Source organism: Rhodococcus sp. NPDC127527 (genome assembly GCF_042672245.1).
Classification (GTDB): Bacteria; Actinomycetota; Actinomycetes; order Mycobacteriales; family Mycobacteriaceae; genus Rhodococcus_G.
In genome coordinates this window covers 98,852-119,915 of record NZ_JBHXVP010000004.1, presented here as the reverse complement: position 1 = coordinate 119,915, position 21,064 = coordinate 98,852, and the positions used below count along the sequence as shown (strand labels likewise).

Genomic DNA, 21,064 nt, shown 5'->3' with positions numbered 1-21,064 from the left:
GCGCACCGGCGCCGTCGATGTGCCAGCATGAATCCATGAGCTTTCTGGTACGTCTGGTGATCAATGCGATCGCGATCTGGCTGGCCGCCGCGTGGGTGAACGGCATCGAGATCGCCAGCTCCGACAAGGGCACCGGCTACGACATCCTGGTGGTCCTGTTCATCGCCCTGGTGTTCACCGTGGTGAACGTGTTCATCAAACCGTTCGTGCAGTTGCTGTCGCTGCCGCTGCTGATCCTGACCCTCGGCCTCTTCACGCTGGTGATCAACGCCCTGATGTTGTTGCTGACCTCGTGGATCACCGACTCGACCGAGTTCGGCATCTCGGTCGACGGTTTCTGGACGGCAGTGTGGGGTGCGCTGATCATCTCGGTCGTCAACTTCGTGCTCAGTGCAGTGATCCCCAACAGCAAGGGCTGATCCCGGCGCCGTTCGCCTGGGCGGCGGTCTGCCGGTCAGCCGAGTCCGAGGCCGAGTGCGGTCGCGATGCCCCACACCAGCATGGCCGCGCCGGTGCCGGCGAGCGCCGGGATCAGCGCCAGCCCCTGGGCGCCCGAGCGGACCGGGGCGTTTGCCTTGACCGCCAACGGAACTGCCACCAGGCCGACCAGTGCCCACGGCGTGCGGGCGACGAGCGCGAGCGTCACCACGAACGGCACCACCAGCAGGGCCAGGTGCAGGGTGCGGGTGCCCGCGTCGCCGAGCCGGACCGCCAGGGTGTTCTTGCCGGACTCGGCGTCGGTGGGGATGTCGCGCAGGTTGTTGGCGACCAGAACCGCGCTCGAGAACGACCCGACGGCGACGGCGGCGACCAGGCCGACCCAGTCCACGCGCTCGGCCTGCACGAACTGGGTGCCGCACACCGCGACCAGTCCGAAGAACACGAACACCGCAACCTCGCCGAAACCGCTGTAGCCGTAGGGGTTCCTGCCGCCGGTGTAGTACCAGGCGCCGGCGATGCACACCGCGCCCACCAGGATCAGCCACCAGGCCGAGGTGAGCGCCAGCACCACCCCGACGACGGCGGCCACACCGAAGCAGGCGAACGCGGCGCCCTTGACCGCGGCGGGGGAGGCCAGCTTGGACCCCACCAGACGCAGGGGGCCGACGCGCTCGTCGTCGGTGCCGCGGATGCCGTCCGAGTAGTCGTTGGCGAAGTTCACGCCGATGATCAGCGACATCGACACGACCAGCGCGAGCACGGCCTTCCACCACACGGCACCGCCGATCGAGGCGGCCGCGCCGGTACCGACGAGCACCGGTGCGATCGCGTTCGGCAGGGTGCGGGGACGGGCACCCTCGATCCATTCGGAGACAGAAGCCATGGGGCGATCCTTTCACCAGGCACTAGCATTGGCGCCGGTGCATCCCGTCACGAGTGTCTCCGCAGCGACTGCGCCCGTGGGACCGCCGATCGAGGTCGCCCTACTGGGTGAGGTCTCCACGCGCCGCGACGGCGTGCTGGTGCCGTTGCCGGGCGCGCGGGCGCGCAGCCTGCTGATCGCCCTCGCACGCAGGCCCGGTGCCGCGCGCAGCGCGCAGGCCCTGATCGAGGACGTGTGGGGCGAGAGTCCGCCGCGGGCACCGCTCAACGCCCTGCAGACCCAGATCTCCCGACTACGGGCGGCGCTGCCCCCGGGCGCGATCGAGATGGGACCCGCCGGCTACCGCCTCGACCTCGGCCGTGGCCAGGTCGACCTCACGCTGGCCCGGCTGCTCGAGCAGCAGGCGCAGCAGCAGCACTCCGAGGGTGACCACCACGGTGCGGTCGCGACAGCGCGGCGGGCGCGGGCGCTGTGGCGCGGCGAGCCCGCCGCCGACCTGCCGCCGGGTGACCTCGCCCGGGAACTGGCGGTCGAGGCGTCGGCGCGGCTCGCAGGGCTGGACGCGGTCGAACTCGCCGCACTGGTGGCGGCCGGGGACCTGGACCTGGCGCTGCCGATGGCGCGGGCGTCGGCCGACCGTTCGCCGCTCGACGAGACGGTGCACGGGCAGTTGATGGTCGTGCTGCACGGCCTCGGCCGGCCCAACGAGGCACTCGAGGTGTTCGCGGAGCTACGGGCGCGCCTCGCCGACCGGCTCGGCACGGGCCCGTCGCCGCGGCTGGTCGAGCTCAATGCGGCCGTGCTGACGGGGCGGCCGCCCACCGGTCCCACGCCGGTTCGGTCGGACCCGGCGCCGGTGGCGGATGCCCGGGCCGGGCGTCGCGACCACTCCGGCGCGGAGCCCGACCGGCCCGGCGTCAGGCCGCCGCCGTCGGCACTCGGGCTGAGGGCGGCGCCGAACGCGCTGCTCGGCCGCGACGACGACCTCGCCGCGATCGAGGATCTGCTGAGAACGAATCGGGTGGTCACCGTGCTCGGCCCGGGTGGGACCGGCAAGACCCGCGTCGCGCACGCGCTCGGTGCCATTGTCTCCGAACGTGTTCCGGTCGCCCTGGTCGAGCTGGCGCCGCTGGGCAGCGGCGGGGACCTGGTCGCGGCGATCAGCGGCACGCTCGGCCTCGGCGAGGCGGAACTGGCGCCCGGCACCGGCTTGACCAGGGCGCGCCTGCACGACGCACGCGATCGGCTGCGGGAGGCGCTCTCGGCGCGGCGTTCGCTGCTGATCCTCGACAACTGCGAGCACCTGGTGGACGACGTCGCGGAGGTGGTGGCGGATCTGGTGGCGGCCAGCGAGAACCTGACCGTTCTGGCCACCAGTCGCGCCCCGATGGCGATCACGGCCGAGGCGGTGTACCCGTTGCCGCCCTTGCTGATCGACGAGGCTGGCTCGCCGGCGACCGAGCTGTTCCGGGCCCGGGCGCTGGCGGTCCGCCCGTCGGCGCAGCTCGATCCGATCGAGGTCGCGCAGCTGTGCCGCACGCTCGACGGACTGCCGCTGGCGATCGAACTGGCGGCCGCGCGGGTGCGCACCATGAGCGTGCCGGAGATCAACGCCCGGCTCGGCGACCGGTTCGCGTTGTTGCGGTCGCGGGACCGCACCTCGCCGGAGCGTCACCGCACGTTGCGCGCGGTGATCGACTGGAGCTGGAACCTGCTCGAACAGCCGCAGCAGGCCGCGCTGCGCCGATTGTGCCGATTCCCAGGCGGTTTCACGCTCGCCGCGGCCACCCGGGTGGCGCAGTGGGGCGAGGTGACCGACATCGATGCCGCGCTCGACGGCCTGGTTCACCAGTCGATGCTGGCCGTCGTGGAGGGGCCGGACGTGCCCGGCCTGCGTTACCGCATGCTCGAGACCGTCCGGGAGTTCGGTGAGGAACGCCTGGCGGCCGCCGGGGAGACCGCGGAGGTGTCCGCGCGCACCGTCGCCTGGGCCGAGGCCTTCTGCCGGGACGCCGTGCGTGACTACGTCGCGGGCGATCAGATCGGAACCTCGCGGCGGGTCGAGGCCGAGCACGACAACCTGCTCGCCGTCCTGCGTCACGCGCTGTCCACGGGCGAGGGGCGTGCCGCCCTGACCGTGTTCCCGGTCCTGGGCGCGACCTGGTCGATGCGTGGCGCGCACTCCGAGGTGATCGCCTTCGCGCCCCGGATGCTCGAGATCGACCCCGGTCAGCACGGTCCCGAGCTGCCCGGCACCTTCCTGGCGCTGACGTACCTGGTGATCGGCGGGCACACCGCCTTCGCCGGGGTCAGCAGGGCCCTCGCCGTGATGCGCATCCGGCTGCGGTCGATCCTGGCCTCGCGCACCGACATCGACGAGTCGCTGCGGATGAGTGCCTCGCTGATGGTCCTGCCGGCGTCGGGAAAGGGCATGGCCCGCACGCTCGCTCGCGGTGTCAGATCGGCCGATCCGGGTGCGCGCAGCGCTGCGTACATGGCGCGTGCCAACTTGCGGGAGAACGCAGGCGATCTGCACGGTTCGTGGTCCGACGGCAAGCACGCGCTGGCCCTCGCCGAGGCGGCCGGGGACGTCTGGGGCCTCGCGATGGTCCTGCAGCACCTCGGCAGCCTCGCCGGGCAGTCCGCGAGATACGACGAGGCGGTCGGATACTACCGGCGCGGGGCCGACCTGATGTGGGACCTGCACGCCTACGAGGAGAGCACCACGCTGCGCAGCTACATCGCCGCGGCGCTGGTCGGTGCGGGCCGCGTCGAGGAGGCCCGGAGGGAGTTGGCGGCGGGCGGATCGGCCGCCGAGCAGGTGGAACTCGCGGTCGTCGGTGAGCGCGTCACCTTCGCGATCGGCGACGCCAATCAGAGCACCGCGGCCCTCGCGGCTGCCGCGGCCGAGGTGGATCTCGCGACGGGCGAGGTGGCCGCCGGCCTGCGCGGCTACCGGCACGCCCTCGAGCTGATCGGCTGGGAGACTGCGGGGGACAGTCCCGATCCGTTCGGATTGATGCTGGCTGCCGCGGCGGTGGCGGCGCACGTGCTCGCCGGCCGCAGCGACGAGATCGCCGACCGGGTCGACTCGTTCGCGCTGACGGTCGCGACCCGGCTCGGACCCGACGGCTACGCGGACCTGCCGCAGACCGGCGGGGTGGCGTGCGCGGTGGGCAGTTTCGACATCGCGACCGGATCGGACCTGGACGGTGGACTGAGGCTGGTGGCACTGGCAACCAGAGTTGCTGCCCGACAAGATCTTCCGTCGATGCAGTGGTCGCGGCACCTCGGCGCGGCACGAGCGGCGCTCGGACCCGAGCGGGTCGAGGCCGCGCTGGCGTCCGTCGAGGGGATGCCGCGGCGCGTGGCGCGCGCGGAGATCCTCGCCGCGCTCCGCGCCCGTGCGTGATCGATACCTTGATCGGGGTGCCGATCCCGCACAGGCGCGTAGCGCCTTCAGACCTGGGCCAGGGCCTCGGGCTCGTCGGTGGCGGGCCGCGGCGCGGGGGGAGCGGGCCGGCGGTTGGGGATGGCCAGCGTGACGGCGGCGGCGGCGAGGGCAACCGCGCAGCCGATCAACAGGCCGGTCCGGAAACCGCTCTCGGTCGGCAGGGTGTAGTTCCCGACCTGGACACTCATCTGCGCCAGCACCACGCCGACGACGGCGGCGGCGATCGACGTGCCGATGGATCGGCTGAGAGTGTTGAAGGCGTTGGCCGATGCCGTCTCCGAGTGCGGGACCGCGCTCATGATCAGGGCCGGCATCGCACCGTAGGCAAAGCCGGTGCCGGCACCGCAGATGGCGGCGACGATCATCAGGCCCCAGGCCGAGCCCATCAGCAGCATCGACGAGGCGTAGCCGATCGCGATGATCAGGGCACCGACGAACAGAGTCACCTTGGGCCCACGCGTCGAGGAGAGCTTGGCGCCGACCGGGGACAGGGCCATCATCACCAGGCCGCCCGGCGCCATCCACAGGCCCATCGCCAGCATCGACTGTCCCAGGCCGAATCCGGTGGACTCGGGCAGCTGCAACAGCTGCGGCAGGATCAGCGACTGCGCGTACATCGCGAAGCCGACGACCAGGCCTGCCACGTTGGTCAGCAACACCTGCGGCCGCGCGGTGGTCCGGAGGTCGACCAGCGGATCGCCGGTGCGCAGCTCCCACCAACCCCAGGCGAGCAGGACGACGATCGCGGCGACGAGGAGGCCGACGATGGTTCCGCTGGTCCAGCCCCAGACCGCGCCCTTGGACACGCCGAGGAGCAGGCACACCAGGCCGATGCCGAGTCCCACTGCGCCGATCGGGTCGAACCTGCCGGCGTCGGGGTCGACCGGGGTGGCGGGCACGACCTTCCAGATCAGTCCGGCGATCACGACACTGAGGACGGCGGCGCCCCAGAACAGCACCCGCCAGCTGGTGTTCTGGGTTACGGCCGCGGCGATCGGCAGGCCGAGCGCGCCGCCGATGCCCATCGACGCACTCATCAGTGCGATCGACGAGTTCAGCCTCTCCCTGGGTACCAGGTCACGCAGGGCGCTGATGCCGATCGGGATCAGGCCCATGCCCATGCCCTGCAGGGCGCGGCCGGCGATCATCGGCAGCACCGACGTCGCGAGCGCACACATCATCGAACCCGCGATCAGCGGCACCGTGCAGACGAGCAGCATCCGACGCTTGCCGTAGAGGTCGCCGAGCCGGCCGGTGATCGGGACGCACACCGCGCCCGCGACCAGCGTCGCAGTGATCACCCACGAGGCGTTCGACGCGGTGGTGTCGAGCAGCCTCGGCAGGTCTGAGATCAGCGGGACGACCAGCGTCTGCATCAGCGCGGCGACGATGCCGGTGAACGCCAGCACGGCGACCAGGCCGTTCGGGTTGACGGTGGGACTCGGACCTGACACGGGCGATCTCCTCGATTCACGGGCCGCGCCGGATGTGCGCGATACACAGGATTTGCACAATACACATCAATTGCATGATGCAAATTGTTCGGCTCCGCACAGGCGATACTTTGTCCGGCAGGCGCGATCGACGGAGGGACGGGAATGGACAAGCCGACGGACCGGGTGGAGTTCGAGACGATGCTGCTCGGCAGGCATCTCACCCGCCCTCGGCGCGGCGAGGGTCACCTCGACAGCAGCGCCTACGCGCTGCTCAGTCGGATCGACATCGACGGGCCGCTGTCCGTCGGCGAACTCAGCGACGCGTTCGGTCTGGACACCTCCACCATCAGCCGGCAGACGACCGCGATACTGAACGCCGCTCTCGTCGAACGCATCCCGGACCCGGACGGCGGCATGGCGAGGAAGTTCCGGATCACCGCCGACGGCAGGCGCCGGCTGCGCGCCGAACGGTCGGGCAATGTCAGCGGGCTCGAGGCGGTGATGGCGGACTGGACGTCGGCGGACGTCGAGGCGTTCGCCGCGTTGCTGGCCCGCTTCAACACAGACATCGAGCGCCTCGCCGGCCGGCCCTGGCCGCGACCGTGAGTGATCCGTACCCCGGTCGGGGTATGTCAGAGTTCAGGACTTGCAGGACAGTTGGTGCCTCAGGGCATCGAGGACACTGATCGGCCACCTCGTGACGATCGGGGATCGGCGGAAGAGGGTTCTCGATGACAACCGACCTGCGGGCCGCCACGTCCGAGGACAGAGAACGCCGGGCAAACCGCGATCGCGGTCGACTGCTCCGTCCGTGCGACTTCGCAGTGGCCAGTTCCACCACGAAGCCGCACGGCGCGAAGCGGCTGCGCCGAGCTGAGGCAGATCCCTACATGTTGCAACCACCGTAGGTGGGGCACGGGTGGCTACTCCCGACTTGATACAGGGCGATGATCGAAATGACGATCGGAGTAGCTATCACCGCGGCGAGGCTTTCGAGGGGGTGCTCCATTGCGATATCCACTGATCCGGTCGGGCCGTCAGCAACGGATTCCGCGGGTGCCGCGGACGCAGCACCTGACCCGGCGGCGAGGCCACCGGCCAGCACGGCAGCGGCAATGATCATCGAGGCAAGGCGACCTGCCTTGGGGCTACGCATATCTCGATACTCCTATCGGGTTGGTGGTGGACCTGAACTCGTCGACAGCATGGAGTGTCACTGATCCCGCATACGTCGCGAGCCACGCTAGCAACGGCGGCCTGCCCGCGTGGAGAAACGCGCATGCTGTTGCCTTGCAGGACAATTCGTTAAACATGACGACTGACGACGGCACCCTTCGCCAAGCTCCAGCGCCGCGCGCCGACTGATCCGCACACTCACCCTCGACAGGACCGTGGAATGTCAGAAACTGTCCCGGAAGTCCTGAGACACAGCTGTCCTCGATGTCCTGAGACACGACATACGCCGGTCGCGGTGCGGATCACGCCCGGTCGCGGCACAGCCGCTTTCAAGCCTTGCGCATGTAGGCGCGGACCGTCAGCGGCGCCATCACGGCGACGATGACCGCGGCGCCGAGCAGCGACCACAGCACGTGGATGCCGAAGTGGCCGTCGTTGACGAGCTCGCGGACCGCGGTCACCAGGTGCGAGACCGGGTTGACCTGCACGAAGGCCTGCATCCAGCCGGGCATGGTGTCGGCCGGGACGAACGCGTTGGACATGAACGTCAGCGGGAACAGCACCAGCATCGAGATGCCCTGGACCGACGACGCCTTGTTCATCAGCACGCCCATCAGCGCGAAGATCCAGCTGATCGCGAAGGCGCACACGATCACCAGCACCCCGGCCGCGACGATGCCCACCACGCCGCCCTGCGGGCGGTAGCCGATCGCGACGCCCATCGCGAAGGTGATGGTGGTGGCGATGGCGTAGCGGACCACGTCGGACAGCAGCGCGCCGGCGAGCGGCGCGATGCGGGCGATGGGCAGGGACCGGAACCGGTCGAACACGCCCTTGTCCATGTCCTCCCGCAACTGGGTGCCGGTGACGATGGACGCCGTGATCACGGTCTGGACCAGGATGCCGGGAATGATGATCGGCAGGTACGACTGCACGTCGCCGGAGACCGCACCGCCGAAGATGTAGGTGAACATCACCGTGAAGATGAGCGGCTGGATCACCACGTCGAACAGCTGCTCGGGGTTGTACTTGAGCTTGAGCAGGCCGCGGTACGCCATGGTCAGCGAGTTCGCAACGGACTGGCTCAGGCTGACGGACCGCACGAACGGCGGCGAGGCGGGGTGCGCGACGGTGGTGTCGGGCGCGAGGGTGGCGGTGCTCATGCGACGCTCCGTTCGGTGTCGGACTCGGCTGCGGCGGAATCGGATTCGTCGGTTCCATGTCCGGTGATGGTGAGGAAGACCTCGTCGAGGCTGGGCTTGCTGACGGTGATCTCGTCGACGGCGATCCCGTGCTCGCGCAACCGGATCAGAAGTTCGGGTGTGACGGACGGGTCGGTCATCGGGGCGGTGAGCCTGCCCGCCTCCGGGGTGATCGCGACCTCCACGCCGAGCGACTCGGACAGCAGCGAGCGGGTCCGCTCGACCTGCGTCTTGTCCACGAGCTTCAGTTGCAGGGACGACACCCCGACCGAGGCCTTCAGCTCGTCGGCGGTGCCGTCGGCGATCACCTTGCCGCGGTCGATGACCGCGATCCGGTCGGCGAGCTGGTCGGCCTCGTCGAGGTACTGGGTGGTGAGCAGCACCGTGGAGCCCTCCGCGACCAGTCTGCGGATGGTGTCCCACATCTGGGCGCGGGTGCGCGGGTCGAGTCCGGTGGTGGGCTCGTCGAGGAACAGCAGCGGCGGGTGCGCGATCAGGCTGGTGGCCAGGTCCAGGCGTCGGCGCATGCCACCGGAGAAGTTCTTCAGCGGCTTGCGCGCGGCCTCCACCAGGTCGAACTCCTCGAGCAGTTCGGTGGCCTTGCGCTTGGCGTCGATGCGGGACAGTCCGAGCAGCCTGGCGAAGATCACCAGGTTCTCGGTGGCGGACAGGTCCTCGTCCACGGAGGCGTACTGACCGGTGACGCCGACCAACGACCGCACGGCGGTGGGTTCGCGGACCACGTCGTGCCCGAAGATCCGGGCCGAGCCTGCATCGGGACGCAGCAGGGTGGCGAGCATGCGGACGGTGGTGGTCTTGCCGGCCCCGTTCGGTCCGAGCACGCCGTAGACGGTGCCGGTCGGGACGGTGAGGCTGACGCCGTCGACGGCGGCGCTGTCGCCGAAGCGCTTGACCAGTCCGACCGCCTCGATGGCGGGGGGAGCGGTGAGGTTCATGGGTGGTCCTCTCGGATCGGGTGTTGTCACCACCCTGCGCGCCCGCCCTTGCACCGCCCTTGCGTCGCGCATGCGCGTCCCCCGGATGCATTGAATGGTGGTTCAGTGGTCGGTTGAGGGCCGGACCTGGCCACTGAACCCCCGTTCAACGCATGCGGGGAGTGGCGGACAGCCGCTCGACCAGCGCGCGGCGGTCCACCTTGCCCGGGCCACGCAGCGGCAGCGCATCGAGCAGGTGCAGCTCGCGCGGCGCGGCGGTCGGGTCGAGGACCGCCTCCACCCGCGCACGGAGCTCGGCGAGAGTCGGCGTCGCGCCCGCGACCGGGACCACCGCGGCGACCACCCGCTGGCCCAACCGGGAGTCCGGGAGGCCGATCACCGCGCACTCCGCGACCGCGGGATGACCGGCCAGCGCCGCCTCCACCACCTGCGGGACCACCGTGAGCCCACCCGTGGTGATCGCCTCGTCGAGCCGGCCCGTCACGTGCAGTACGCCGTCGATCACCGTCCCGGCGTCATCGGTACGGAACCACCCGGGTTCCGCGAACGCCGGATGGTCGGGCAGGCCGCGGTAGCCCGACGCCAGCACCGGCCCGCCGAGCAGGACCCGACCGGTGACGCCTCGCTCGCCGGAGCCGTTTCGCTCGTCGCTGCGCTCGCCGGAGCCGTTTCGCTCGTCGCTGCGCTCGCCGGTGCCGTTCCGCTCGCCGTCCTCGACGATCCGCACCCGGACCCCGTCCAGGGGCACCCCGTCGTACACGCAGCCGCCGCAGGTCTCGCTCATCCCGTAGGTGCGCACCACGGTGATGCCCGCGTCCACCGCGCGGGCCAGCACCGGCGCGGGCGTGGCCGCGCCGCCGAGCATGACCGCGTCGAGGTCGGCGAGGGCAGCGGTCGCGCCGGGATGGTCCAGGGCCTTGATCAGCTGGGTGGGCACCAGCGAGGTGTACCGCCGCGGTCCGGTCATCGCGGCGACCGCCGCGGGCAGTGCCGCCGGATCGAAACCCTCTGCCACGTCGACGATTACCGGTTCAGTGCCCGCGAGGAGGCCGCGCAGCAGCACCTGCAGTCCGGCGATGTGGTGCGGCGGCAGCACCAGCAACCAGGATCCGGGTCCGCCTAGCCGGGTGTGGGTCGCGTCGCCGCTGGCCCGCAGTGCGTCGGCGGTGAGCATGGCGCCCTTGGGAATTCCGGTGCTTCCCGACGTCGCGACGACCAGCGCGATCGACTCGTCGATCGGCTCGCCGGGATGCAGCGCGTCGCTCAGACGCGCGATCTCGCGGTCGTCGCCCGCGGGCACGGGCAGCACGGCGTCGCCGCGGCCGGACAGCGCGCCGTCGAGCGTGGCGAGCACCGTGGCGGCAGCGGGGCCGGACGGGACGGACAGGGTCGACAGCAGACCGGTCACGGCCTCAGTCCTACGGCTGACATTCCTCCACCGTATCAGCGGCGCGATTGTGGCCTGGACCGGTCGCGCCGGTGCCCTTCGTGCCGGTACAACTCCATCCCTGACATGTCCAGTTGCTCACGCGCGCACCGGTATTCGAAGCTGCGACGCGTTCATCCGGAGATCGGCGTTGCGGCGGGTCACCTCCCACGCCGCGTCGACGGCGGATGCCGCCGCGCCAAGGAATCAGCCCGTACGGGCCGCGAGAACGCGGGGTTGCGGCTAGCTCACTCCGGGTCCTCGAGTGGCCAGCCGCCCTCGGCGAGATGCGCCCGCACCCGTGCGATGTCCGACTCGAGCGGCATCTCGTCGGTGACCTTGGTGATCAGGACGCCGATGTCGATCTTGTCGATGCGCGCGGGCGCCTGGTTCACCAACACGTCGGTGACGGTGCGGACCTCGTCGTCGGAGAGCCTGCGCCGCAGCAGGGCGATCAACGGGATGTAGTCCTGCTCGGGCACGCCGTTGGGGTACCCGGCGCGCAGCCAGCCGAGTATCGAGGTGAGAAGCGGAGGAAGGGCCACGGGTTCAGTCCCTTCTACGGTGCCGCATCGGAGTGGACACGCCGCTCGGGGGCGGTGACCAACTCGGGATCGTCGACCGGATCGGGGGCGGCGACAGGCTCGGGGGCGGCGAGCGGCTCGGGGGCGGCGAGCGGCCAGCCCGCGGCCGCCAGCACGGACGCAACGCGAGCGATGTCGCTGTCCGACGGCGCACTGTGGGTCGTCTGTTCGATCAGCTCGCCGATCTCCTCCCGGGTGATGACCGGGTCCTGTCCGTCGTGGGACTCGGCGAGCGCGACGGAGACGTCCTTGATCTGCTCGGCGGTGAGCTTGCGGTGCAGCAGAGCGACGAGCGGGATCCGGTCCTTCGGTGGAACGCCCTTGGGATAGCCGGCGCGCAGCCACTTGATCACCGACAGCGGGAAGGACGGTTTAGCGGTGGTCACAAACGTTGCCTCTCGACTCCGGGGCCGATGCCAGTACAGCTCTGTATGCGAACTGTCCGACGCTAGAACAGGTCGATGCCGAACGTGTTCGCGAGGAAATCCGACATTATGAACAGGATGCCAGTCACGATGGCGATCACCACGACGGCGAAGCAGGCGACCGCCCCGACGACGGCGAGCGGATTGCGGGTGGTGGTCACGGCGCCGGTCTCGGCGGTCACGCTCGTCGTGCCGGAGCCGAGCAGCCGCAGGCCCGCGGCGAACAGGGCCGGCAGGCCCGCGCCGAGCAGCAGTCCGACCAGGACCACCTGCCAGAGCGAATCGAGCGTCTTCGTCAGCAGATCCATCGTTCGCCTCTCAGGCCTTCACGTTGCTGGGGGGCTGGGCCAGTGGCGTCGCAAGAGGGGCCGGAGCCGGTGCCGGGACTGCGGGGGGAGCGGGGATCTCGGCCACGTCCGCCGGCTCGAGTCCGCCGGCCCAGTCGGCGTTGACGTTGCTCGGGTCGATCGGCTGACGCCGCGACCGGACGTACATCACCCCGGCCAGGACGAGCAGGACCGCGAACACGACCAGGACACCGGGCAGGCCGCCGATCAGATGGGCCACGCCCCAGCAGATCGCCCCGACCAGTGCCGCCGACGGCAGGGTGATCAGCCACGCGACCGCCATCCGTCCCGCCACACCCCACCGCACCTCGGCGCCGCGGCGGCCGATGCCGGTGCCCATGATCGAGCCGGTGGCGACGTGCGTGGTCGACAGCGGCAGTCCGAGGTGGCTCGAGGTGAGGATGATCGCGGCCGAGGACGCCTCGGCGGCCATGCCCTGCGGCGCGGCGATCTCGACCAGGCCCTTGCCGAGCGTGCGGATCACCCGCCATCCGCCGAGATAGGTGCCGAGGGCGATCGCGATCGCGCAGCTCAGCTTGACCCAGAACGGCATCTCGGCGTCGGCGGTGATGGTCCCGTGGGCGACCAGCGCGAGGAAGATCACGCCCATCGTCTTCTGGGCGTCGTTGGTGCCGTGGGCGAGGGAAACCAGGGAGGCGGAACCGATCTGGCCGAGCCGGAACCCGGACTCCTTGGTGTCCTCGCGGACCCCGGAGGTGATGCGGTAGATCAGCCAGGTGCCGGAGGCCGCGACCAGGGAGGCAACGACCGGCGCGAGGATCGCGGGGACGATCACCTTGCTCAGCACGCCCGACCACTCGACGCCGTTCATGCCGATGCCCGCGACGGCCGCGCCGATGAGCCCGCCGAACAGCGCGTGCGAGGAACTCGACGGGATGCCGAACAGCCAGGTGGCCAGGTTCCAGATGATGCCGCCGACGAGTCCGGCGAACACGATGATCAGCAGTGCCTCACCGCTGACGGAGCCGAGGTTCACGACGCCCTTGGCGACGGTGGCGGCCACTTCCACGGACAGGAACGCGCCGACCAGGTTCAGCGTTGCGGACAGCGCCACTGCGACTTTTGGTCGAAGAGCCCCGGTCGCGATGGAGGTTGCCATCGCGTTTCCGGTGTCGTGGAAGCCGTTGGTGAAGTCGAACCCGAGGGCTGTGACGACCACGACGAGAAGAACGATGAGTTCCGCGTTCACAAGCCTTGATCTTCCGTTACGACGGCGTAAAAGTCGAGTCGGTCCCTGCTGTTCGGGCGTGGTTTCCGGCACAGCCCACGACGTACGTTCCCGGGCCGGTCCGATAACCAGTGCGCAGGTCCCCACGAGGCGTCGATCGCATGGCGGCCGTCACAGGTCGAAGGGGCTGTGTCGTCCGTCACTGGGCGGTCTCACTGAGCGGGAAGTGCGCGAAGTCGGATCGGACCCGCTGTCTACCGTCCCCGCATCGAGTGACGCGGAACACGTGCGCTCGGCCCGCGAAGAATGGAGACCGCCATCGTGAAACCAAAGAAGGCCGCCGCATTGGTGTCGGCGCTCGCCCTGTCGGCAGTGTTGCTCTCGGCGTGCGCGTCGGACCGCGGCGGCGACGCGGGTGTCCCGTCCTCCGGCGGTGGATCGGGTGGCTCCGCCGCGGCGACGGCCTCGGACGCGACGTTCGGCACGCTGGCCTCGCCGTGCGGCAAGGGCGACGCGAAGGGCGCCACCGATCAGGGCGTCAGCGACACCGAGATCAAGATCGGGTACGGCGACGACCGCGGCTACGCGCAGAGCCCCGGGCTGAACAAGGAGATGTCCGACGCCGTCTCCGCGATGATCGACTGGTGCAACCAGCAGGGTGGCATCAACGGGCGCAAGGTCGTCGGCACCGACTACGACGCCGCGATGACCCAGGCGAACACCGTCATGCAGGAGGCCTGCGGGTCGCAGTTCATGATGGTCGGCCACGGCTTCGCGATGGACCAGACCGCCGAGCAGACCCGGGTGGCGTGCAACATGGCCGCCGTCCCAGGCTTCACCGTCTCGCCCGACGCGGCCAACGGCCCGATGACCTATCAGGGCGTGCCCTTCCCGGTGGACTACGGGAACGCGGCCGCCTGGTTCCAGATGGCCCAGATGCACCCCGACCTGAAGAACGACTTCGACCTGGTCGGGTCGACCATGCCGACGATCATCAGCTCGCTCGCGAAGGCCAGGTCGATGGCCGAGGCCGCGGGATTCAAGCTCAAGGACTGCGGCGTCACGCTGAACTACCAGGGTGAACCGACCTACGTGCCGTTCGCGGAGAAGTACAAGCAGTGCGGCGTCAAGGGCCTGTGGACCTCGCGCTCGCCCGTGCCGAACGAGTTCAACTTCTTCAAGGCGGTCGAGCAGGTCGGTATCGACCCGATCATTCTGGGTGAGGCCACCTGGTACGGAAACTCCGCGCAGCAGTTCAACTCCGGCAGCGGCGTCCTGGACACCCTCAATGCCGACATGACGTTCCAGATGCTGGAGAACGCGGACAAGGTGCCCGCGGTGAAGAAGTACCAGGAGCTGGTCTCGGCGAAGGGCGGCAAGACCGCGCTGCTCGGCATGCAGTCCACCTCGTCGTTCCTGCTGTGGGCGACCGCGGCCAAGGAGTGCGGCTCCGGCCTGACGCGTCAGTGCATGATCGACGAGCTCTCCAAGATTCACCAGTGGGACGGCGGCGGACTGCACGCGGTCACCGATCCCGGTAAGAACATGCCGGCCAAGTGCGGCCTGATGGTCGCGCTGAAGGGCGCCGAGTACACGCAGGTGTTCCCCTCGCAGGCCGCCGAGTTCGAGTGCAACGACAAGTACCTGATCAAGACGGACCCGTCGACCTGGGGCACCACGCTCGGCCCCGACCGCATCTCGACCAAGTACACGAACCCCAACGTGATCAAGCCCAAGGCCTAAGGCGGCTCCGCCGCAGTGGTGCGCTTACGGAGTCCCTGGACTCCACAAGCGCACCACTGCGGCACCGCCGCATCTCTCGAAACAGAGGGTTCCCACATGGACACATTCGTGACGTTCACGATCCTGGGCCTGGTGCTCGGATCCGTGTACGCGATCGCAGCCTCCGGGCTGGTGCTCACCTACAACACCTCCGGCATCTTCAACTTCGCGCACGGCGCGCAGGCGATGCTCGGCGCCTTCCTGTACTGGCAGCTCCGCTACGGCTGGAACCTGCCCACCCCGCTCGCCCTGCTGATCGTGCTCGGAGTCTTCGGCCCGTTGATGGGCCTGGCGCTCTACTTCGTGATCATGCGGGGCCTGCGCGACACCGCCGAGGTGACGAAGATCGTCGTCACCGTCTCGATCATGCTCGGCATGCTGTTCCTTTCCCAGTGGTTCTGGCACCCGGAGGAGCCGCGCACCCTGCGGATGTTCTTCGGGGACAGCGCCAAGGTCTCGTTCCTCGGGGCCACCGTGCACGTGCACGAGATCATCTGCCTCGTCGCGGCCGTGGCCATCGCCGTCGGGCTGCGGCTGCTGTTCACCCGCACCCGGATGGGCGCGACCATGCGCGGGGTCGTCGACGACCCGGACCTGCTGCGGCTCAACGGCCACGACCCCGAGCGGATCGCGGGCTTCTCGTGGGCGCTGAGCTCGATGCTCGCGGTGCTGGCCGGCATCCTGGTCACCCCGATCAGCGGTGGCACCCTCGAGGCGAACCTGCTGACCCTGCTGGTGATCGACGCGTTCGCGGCCGCGATGTTCGGCAGGCTGCGCAGCATTCCCCGCACCTTCGTCGGTGCGCTGGTGCTCGGCCTGGCCGGCACCTACCTGCTCGGGTACGCGCCGACGACCTGGACGTGGACCTCGAACCTGCGGGTCTCGCTGCCGATGATCGCGCTGTTCGTGGTGCTGATCGTGCTGCCGCAGGATCGCCTCCGCGGCGCCGCGGTCCGCACCCGCGAGCGCTACCACGTGCCGAGCGTGCGCAAGGCGATCGGCTGGGCAGTCGCACTGGTCGTGATCGTGTACCTGATCCGCCTGCTGATGGTGGAGTCCGCAGTCACCACGCTGACCATCGGCATCACCTTCGCGATCGTCGCGCTGTCGCTGACCGTGCTCACCGGGTATGCGGGTGAGATGAACCTGGCGCCGCTGTCTTTCGGTGCGGTGGCCACGATCGTCGTCTACCACTTCGGCATCTCCGGATCCGGGCTGGCGCAGCGGCTCACCCTCGTCGGCGTGGTGCTCGGCGTCATCGTCGCGGCACTGGTCGGCGGCCTGGTGGCGCTGCCCGCGTTACGGCTGCGCGGGTTGTACCTGGCGCTGGCGACCATGGCGTTCGGCGTGTTCCTGAGCAACATGGTGCTGCGCGACACCACCGAGCACGAGCTGTTCGGCGTCAAGTTCTCCCTTTTCACCGGCGGCTCGCTGGTGATCCCGCCGCTGCAGATCGGCCCGCTGGACCTGCAGAACAAGACCGCCTTCCTGATGACGGCAACCGTGTCGTTCGCCGTGCTCGGCGTCGCGGTGGTGGCCCTGCGCAACAGCGGCTACGGCCGGCGCCTGGCCGCGATGAAGGACAGCCCCGCGGCCTCGGCGATGCTCGGCCAGAGCCTGGTCAAGCTGAAGCTGAGCGTGTTCATGATCTCCGCGGGCATCGCCGGTCTCGGCGGCATCCTGATGTCCAGCGCGATGGGCTCGGTCTCCGGCGAGTCCTTCACCATCGTCGTCAGCCTCTCGCTGCTGATGCTGACCGTGGTCGCTGGCATCGGTTACGTCAGTGGCGCGTTCTTCGGCGGCGTCATGGCCGGCGTCGGCTTCTCGATCATCATGGTGTCGTTCAACAACCTCGCGAAGACACAACCCGAACTCGAGGGCCTGTACCTGTTGCTCGGCAACATCGCCGCGGTCAGCCCCGCGCTGATCGGCATCGGAGTAGGACACAACCCCTCCGGCAGTGTGCACGGGGTGATCGAGGGCTACCGGAAGCTGCGCGACGCGAAGCCGGTGCTGTTCGGCGGCGCGGCGTTCGTGGCCGTGCTGTACCTGCTGGCGCTGACCGGACTGCTCGACAACTGGTGGTTCGCGTCCCTGACCATCGTCACCGTGTTCCTGCTGCCCGTCGTCGGCGAATGGCTGATGCCGTCGAAGGTGCTCACCGCGGAGGAGTTGGCGGCTCGGGACGTCACGGATGTCGAGGACATCGGCGTCGTCGAGCCGTACTCCGAGCAGGACCGCGTCCGGGTCGAACGCGAACTCGGGCTGCCCGCGCAGAGTCCGCGTCCGGTACTCGAACCGGTTCGGGCGGGCCGGCACGCGGCGCCCGCACACCACATCACCGAGGTGAAGGAGTTGAGCGTCAATGCCGTTCACTGAACCGCCCGCGGGAACCCCGCTGCTGGAGACCCGGGGCATCACCGTCCGCTTCGGCGGCCACACCGCGGTCAAGGACGCGAGCATCGCGATCGAGCGCGCCGCCGTGACGGGGTTGATCGGCCCCAACGGCGCCGGCAAGACGACCCTGTTCAACACCGTCACCGGCCTGCAGAAGCCGAGTGAGGGCAAGGTGTTCGTCGACGGCGTCGACGTCACCGGCACGGCGCCGTACAAGCGGGCCCGGATGGGCCTGGCCCGCACCTTCCAGCGGCTGGAGCTGTTCCTGTCGCTGTCGGTGCGCGACAACATTCGCGTGGCCGGGGACATTCATCGCGCCGGTTCCCGGCGTCGTCGAACCGACCTCGAGGCCGAGACCGACCGACTGCTCGAACTGACCGGACTGGCCGACGTCGCGAGCAAGGACGTCTCCGACATCCCGACCGGCCGGGCCCGGGTGGTCGAGGTGGCGCGGGCGCTGATGACCGACCCGCGGGTGCTGCTGCTCGACGAGCCGGCGTCGGGGCAGACCGAGAAGGAGACGGAGGACTTCGCGGACCTGCTGGTCCGGCTGGCCGCGGACGGCCTCGGCATCTGCCTGGTCGAGCACGACCTGCCGCTGGTGATGAAGGTGTGCTCGCGGATTCACGTGCTCGACTACGGCGCGTTGATCGCGTCCGGCACGCCCGAGCAGGTCCAGGGCGATCCCGCGGTGATCGCGGCCTACATCGGAACGGAGGCGGTCGCATGACCGCGTCGGTGAGCGTCGCCGAATCGGATCCCGCCGCAGCGGGACCGGAGCCACTGCTCGAACTGTCCGGGGTGCGGTCCGCGTACGGCGCGATCGAGGTGCTCCACGGCGTCGACCTGGCGCTGCGCCCCGGCGCGGTGGTCGCGCTGCTCGGGCCCAACGGCGGCGGCAAGACCACCGCGCTGAAGGTGTGCTCGGGTCTGCAGCCGGTGACGGCGGGGGAGCTGCGGCTGGCCGGACGTGTCGTCAACGGCGCCGACGCGTCCGAGTTGGCGCGCCTCGGGGTGTGCTCGATACCCGAGGGCCGGGGGATCTTCCCGAACCTGACGGTGCGGGAGAACCTGTGGGTCGCCACCGGTACCGGGCACCGCCTCGAGGAGCTGGAAACAGCGGCCTACCAGCGTTTCCCGAGGCTCGGTGAGCGGCGGGGCCAGCTCGCCGGCTCGATGTCCGGCGGCGAGCAGCAGATGCTCGCGCTCTCCCGGGCGCTCGGCACGGCGCCGACGGTGCTGCTGCTCGACGAGCTCTCGATGGGGCTCGCGCCCCGGGTGGTCACCGAGATGTACGACATCGTCGGGCAACTGGCCGCCGACGGCCTGTCCATCCTGGTGGCCGAGCAGTTCGCCCGTGCGGTGCTGCCCATCGCCACCTCGGCGGCACTGATGTTGCAGGGCCGCGTGGTGCGCTCCGGCGACCCGCGCGAGATCGACCGTGAACTTTCAACCAGTTACCTAGGAGGATGACCATGACCGTTGTGGCGGAAGAGCGTCGTGAGCAGTTCAAGAAGGACGTCGCGGAAATGAAGCTGAAGGGCGGCCGGTCGGCGGGGGACGGCAGGGCCCGGATCGTCGGCCTGGTGCTGATGATCGCCGGGACGCTCGTCTCGTTCGTCCTGTACTTCGCGTCGCTGACCCAGTCGGACCTGCGCGACATCGCCTCGTACCAGGTCCTGGCGACCGCGTTCCTCGCGCTGACTGTGCTCGGCGGCGCGGTGTATCTCGCGGGTGCGGTGGCTCGGGTGCTGCGGCTGTGGCTGCTGCGTCAGCTAATGGAGAGCCAGGCGCAGGCCGACCAGATCACCGCTGCGCTGGGGAAGTAGCGGCTGCCGGGTGAATTTTTCGGCCGGGATCACCCGCGAGGGATGAGGCGGGCGCCGGTACGCTCGTGTGTACTCGTCCCGGGAGCGGCGCGGCGCGCGCGGCGTGACGGAAGGAGCTCCGCGATGGCGGACTCGGCATCGGACGACGCGCTCGACGGCGACGAACGGAGCGAGCTGCTCAGGCTGCGCCGCGAGGTCGCGGAGCTACGCGAGGCCAAGCAACAGTCCGACACGGCCCTCGCGTCGGCGCAACAGGTTTCGGGACAGGTGGCCGCGGAGCCCCCGCGGCGCGGCCACCCGGCCTGGCGCTGGACCGCGACCGCGCTGCTGCTCGTGCTGGTGATGGTGCTCGGGTACGCCTCGGTGGTCGCACGGTTCGCGCGCAGCGAGATCCTCGACACCGACCGGTACGTGCAGACCGTGACGCCGCTGGCCTCGAACCCGGTGCTGCAGGCCGAGCTGGCGAACCAGATCACCGACCAGATCATGACCCGGGTCGACGTGGAGAAGATGACCGCCGACGCCCTCGGCGCGCTCACCGAGATCGCGCCCCGGGTGCCGCCCGCCGTGGTCGGACTCGCCCCGGTGATCGCCGGCCAGGCCAAGTCCTTCGTGCACGACGCGGCCTCGTCGCTGGTGTCGTCGAGTCAGTTCGAGACCATGTGGGTCGAGGCCAACCGTCAGGCGCACGAGGAACTGGTCTCGGCGGCCACCGGTGAGAACTCCGGCAGCGTCAAGATCAACGAGAAGGGTGAGGTGAGCGTCTCGCTCGCCGCGATCATCGACACCGTGAAGGCCAACCTCGTGGAGCGCGGGTTCTCGTTCGTGGACAAGCTTCCCGACGTCAACGCCACCTTCGTGATCTTCGAGTCGGCCGACCTGGTCAAGGCGCAACGGGCGGTCAACGCCCTCAACAAGGCCTCGGCGGTGCTCCCGTGGCTGACGCTGCTCGCCGCGGTGGCCGCGATCTGGGCCGCACCACGGGCCGGGCGGCGTCGGGCTATGTCGCTCGTCGGTGCGGCCCTCGCGGTGGCGATGGCCCTGCTGGCCGTGTCCATCAGCATCGGCCGGGCCGTCTACCTCGGCGCGATCCCGTCGGACGTGCTGTCGGCGGACGCGGCGGCCGTTCTCTTCGACACCGTCGTGCAACCGCTCCGGACGACGCTGCGCGCGGTGTTCGTGGTGGCGGTACTGGTGGGCATCGTCGGCTACCTGTCGGGGTCGTCGGCCTCCGCGTCCGCGATCCGTCGGGGGTACAGCAGGGCGATGGACAAGCTGCGGTCGCCGCAGACCGACCGCGAACCGAGGTCGTTCGAGCGCGTGGCGGCCACCTTCCGGATCCCGCTGCGGGTGGGCATCATCGTCATCGCCATCGCGACCCTGGTCTTCTGGCGCTATCCGTCCGGAACCGTTGTCGTGGTCACGATCCTGATCGCGGTGCTGGCCCTGCTGGCGGTGGAGCTGGCGGCCCGGCCGGCGCTGGCCCACCGGGCGGAGCCGGACAAGGAGCCCGCCGGCATCGAGTGAAGGCCGCGCC

General features: G+C 69.9%; 18 protein-coding genes. 9 read left to right on the top strand and 9 right to left on the bottom strand.

Annotation, left to right across the window (positions count from 1 at the left end; genetic code table 11):
- The first annotated feature begins 35 nt into the window (after positions 1–35).
- On the top strand, positions 36–419 hold the full coding sequence (locus ACFVH2_RS09125) for a phage holin family protein (RefSeq protein ID WP_378421704.1): 384 nt from the start codon (positions 36–38) through the stop codon (positions 417–419).
- A gap of 35 nt (positions 420–454) precedes the next feature.
- Here the strand turns inward: ACFVH2_RS09125 and ACFVH2_RS09120 are convergent, their stop codons facing one another.
- Entirely contained in the window at positions 455–1,324 is an 870-nt protein-coding gene (locus ACFVH2_RS09120) for a 1,4-dihydroxy-2-naphthoate polyprenyltransferase (RefSeq protein ID WP_378421702.1), read from the bottom strand.
- 76 nt (positions 1,325–1,400) lie between these two features.
- Between ACFVH2_RS09120 and ACFVH2_RS09115 the strand changes: the two genes are divergently transcribed.
- On the top strand, positions 1,401–4,736 hold the full coding sequence (locus ACFVH2_RS09115; RefSeq protein WP_378421700.1) for a BTAD domain-containing putative transcriptional regulator: 3,336 nt from the start codon (positions 1,401–1,403) through the stop codon (positions 4,734–4,736).
- A 47-nt stretch (positions 4,737–4,783) separates the two neighbouring features.
- Here the strand turns inward: ACFVH2_RS09115 and ACFVH2_RS09110 are convergent, their stop codons facing one another.
- Positions 4,784–6,232: an MFS transporter gene (locus ACFVH2_RS09110; RefSeq protein WP_378421698.1), complete on the bottom strand. Its 1,449-nt coding sequence runs from the start codon at positions 6,230–6,232 to the stop codon at positions 4,784–4,786.
- 144 nt (positions 6,233–6,376) lie between these two features.
- On the opposite strand from ACFVH2_RS09110, the gene ACFVH2_RS09105 reads away from it, so the two are divergent.
- Complete coding sequence (locus ACFVH2_RS09105) at positions 6,377–6,820, top strand: MarR family winged helix-turn-helix transcriptional regulator (RefSeq protein WP_378421696.1); 444 nt, start codon at positions 6,377–6,379, stop codon at positions 6,818–6,820.
- An 899-nt stretch (positions 6,821–7,719) separates the two neighbouring features.
- Here the strand turns inward: ACFVH2_RS09105 and ACFVH2_RS09100 are convergent.
- From ACFVH2_RS09100 to ACFVH2_RS09070, 7 genes are all read right to left on the bottom strand, one after another.
- A complete protein-coding gene (locus tag ACFVH2_RS09100; RefSeq protein WP_378421694.1) occupies positions 7,720–8,553 on the bottom strand; it encodes an ABC transporter permease in 834 nt (277 codons plus the stop codon).
- Positions 8,550–9,548: an ATP-binding cassette domain-containing protein gene (locus ACFVH2_RS09095; RefSeq protein WP_378421692.1), complete on the bottom strand. Its 999-nt coding sequence runs from the start codon at positions 9,546–9,548 to the stop codon at positions 8,550–8,552. The genes ACFVH2_RS09100 and ACFVH2_RS09095 overlap by 4 nt, the downstream gene beginning before the upstream one ends.
- 145 nt (positions 9,549–9,693) lie before the next feature.
- Positions 9,694–10,956, bottom strand: a complete 1,263-nt coding sequence (locus tag ACFVH2_RS09090; protein ID WP_378421690.1) for an AMP-binding protein — start codon at positions 10,954–10,956, stop codon at positions 9,694–9,696.
- A gap of 266 nt (positions 10,957–11,222) precedes the next feature.
- Positions 11,223–11,519, bottom strand: a complete 297-nt coding sequence (locus ACFVH2_RS09085; protein WP_378421688.1) for a DUF3349 domain-containing protein — start codon at positions 11,517–11,519, stop codon at positions 11,223–11,225.
- 14 nt (positions 11,520–11,533) lie between these two features.
- Positions 11,534–11,944, bottom strand: coding sequence for a DUF3349 domain-containing protein (locus ACFVH2_RS09080; RefSeq protein WP_378421686.1), 411 nt, complete (start codon positions 11,942–11,944; stop codon positions 11,534–11,536).
- A 62-nt stretch (positions 11,945–12,006) separates the two neighbouring features.
- Entirely contained in the window at positions 12,007–12,291 is a 285-nt protein-coding gene (locus ACFVH2_RS09075; RefSeq protein ID WP_378421684.1) for a hypothetical protein, read from the bottom strand.
- A gap of 10 nt (positions 12,292–12,301) precedes the next feature.
- Positions 12,302–13,540 carry an anion permease gene (locus ACFVH2_RS09070; protein WP_378421682.1) on the bottom strand — a complete coding sequence of 413 codons (1,239 nt, stop codon included), beginning with the start codon at positions 13,538–13,540 and terminating at the stop codon, positions 12,302–12,304.
- Between the two features lie 285 nt (positions 13,541–13,825).
- Here ACFVH2_RS09070 and ACFVH2_RS09065 point away from each other — a divergent pair, with 285 nt between their 5' ends.
- From ACFVH2_RS09065 to ACFVH2_RS09040, 6 genes are all read left to right on the top strand, one after another.
- On the top strand, positions 13,826–15,262 hold the full coding sequence (locus ACFVH2_RS09065) for an ABC transporter substrate-binding protein (RefSeq protein WP_378421680.1): 1,437 nt from the start codon (positions 13,826–13,828) through the stop codon (positions 15,260–15,262).
- A gap of 96 nt (positions 15,263–15,358) precedes the next feature.
- Positions 15,359–17,680: an ABC transporter permease gene (locus tag ACFVH2_RS09060; RefSeq protein ID WP_378421679.1), complete on the top strand. Its 2,322-nt coding sequence runs from the start codon at positions 15,359–15,361 to the stop codon at positions 17,678–17,680.
- A complete protein-coding gene (locus tag ACFVH2_RS09055) occupies positions 17,667–18,428 on the top strand; it encodes an ABC transporter ATP-binding protein (protein WP_378421677.1) in 762 nt (253 codons plus the stop codon). The genes ACFVH2_RS09060 and ACFVH2_RS09055 overlap by 14 nt, the downstream gene beginning before the upstream one ends.
- On the top strand, positions 18,425–19,171 hold the full coding sequence (locus ACFVH2_RS09050) for an ABC transporter ATP-binding protein (protein ID WP_378421675.1): 747 nt from the start codon (positions 18,425–18,427) through the stop codon (positions 19,169–19,171). The genes ACFVH2_RS09055 and ACFVH2_RS09050 overlap by 4 nt, the downstream gene beginning before the upstream one ends.
- Positions 19,172–19,173: 2 nt before the next feature.
- The gene (locus ACFVH2_RS09045; protein ID WP_378421674.1) at positions 19,174–19,527 is read left to right on the top strand and encodes a hypothetical protein; all 354 of its coding nucleotides are present in this window, start codon (positions 19,174–19,176) and stop codon (positions 19,525–19,527) included.
- Positions 19,528–19,650: 123 nt separating this feature from the next.
- Positions 19,651–21,054: a hypothetical protein gene (locus ACFVH2_RS09040; protein WP_378421672.1), complete on the top strand. Its 1,404-nt coding sequence runs from the start codon at positions 19,651–19,653 to the stop codon at positions 21,052–21,054.
- Positions 21,055–21,064 lie beyond the last annotated feature (10 nt).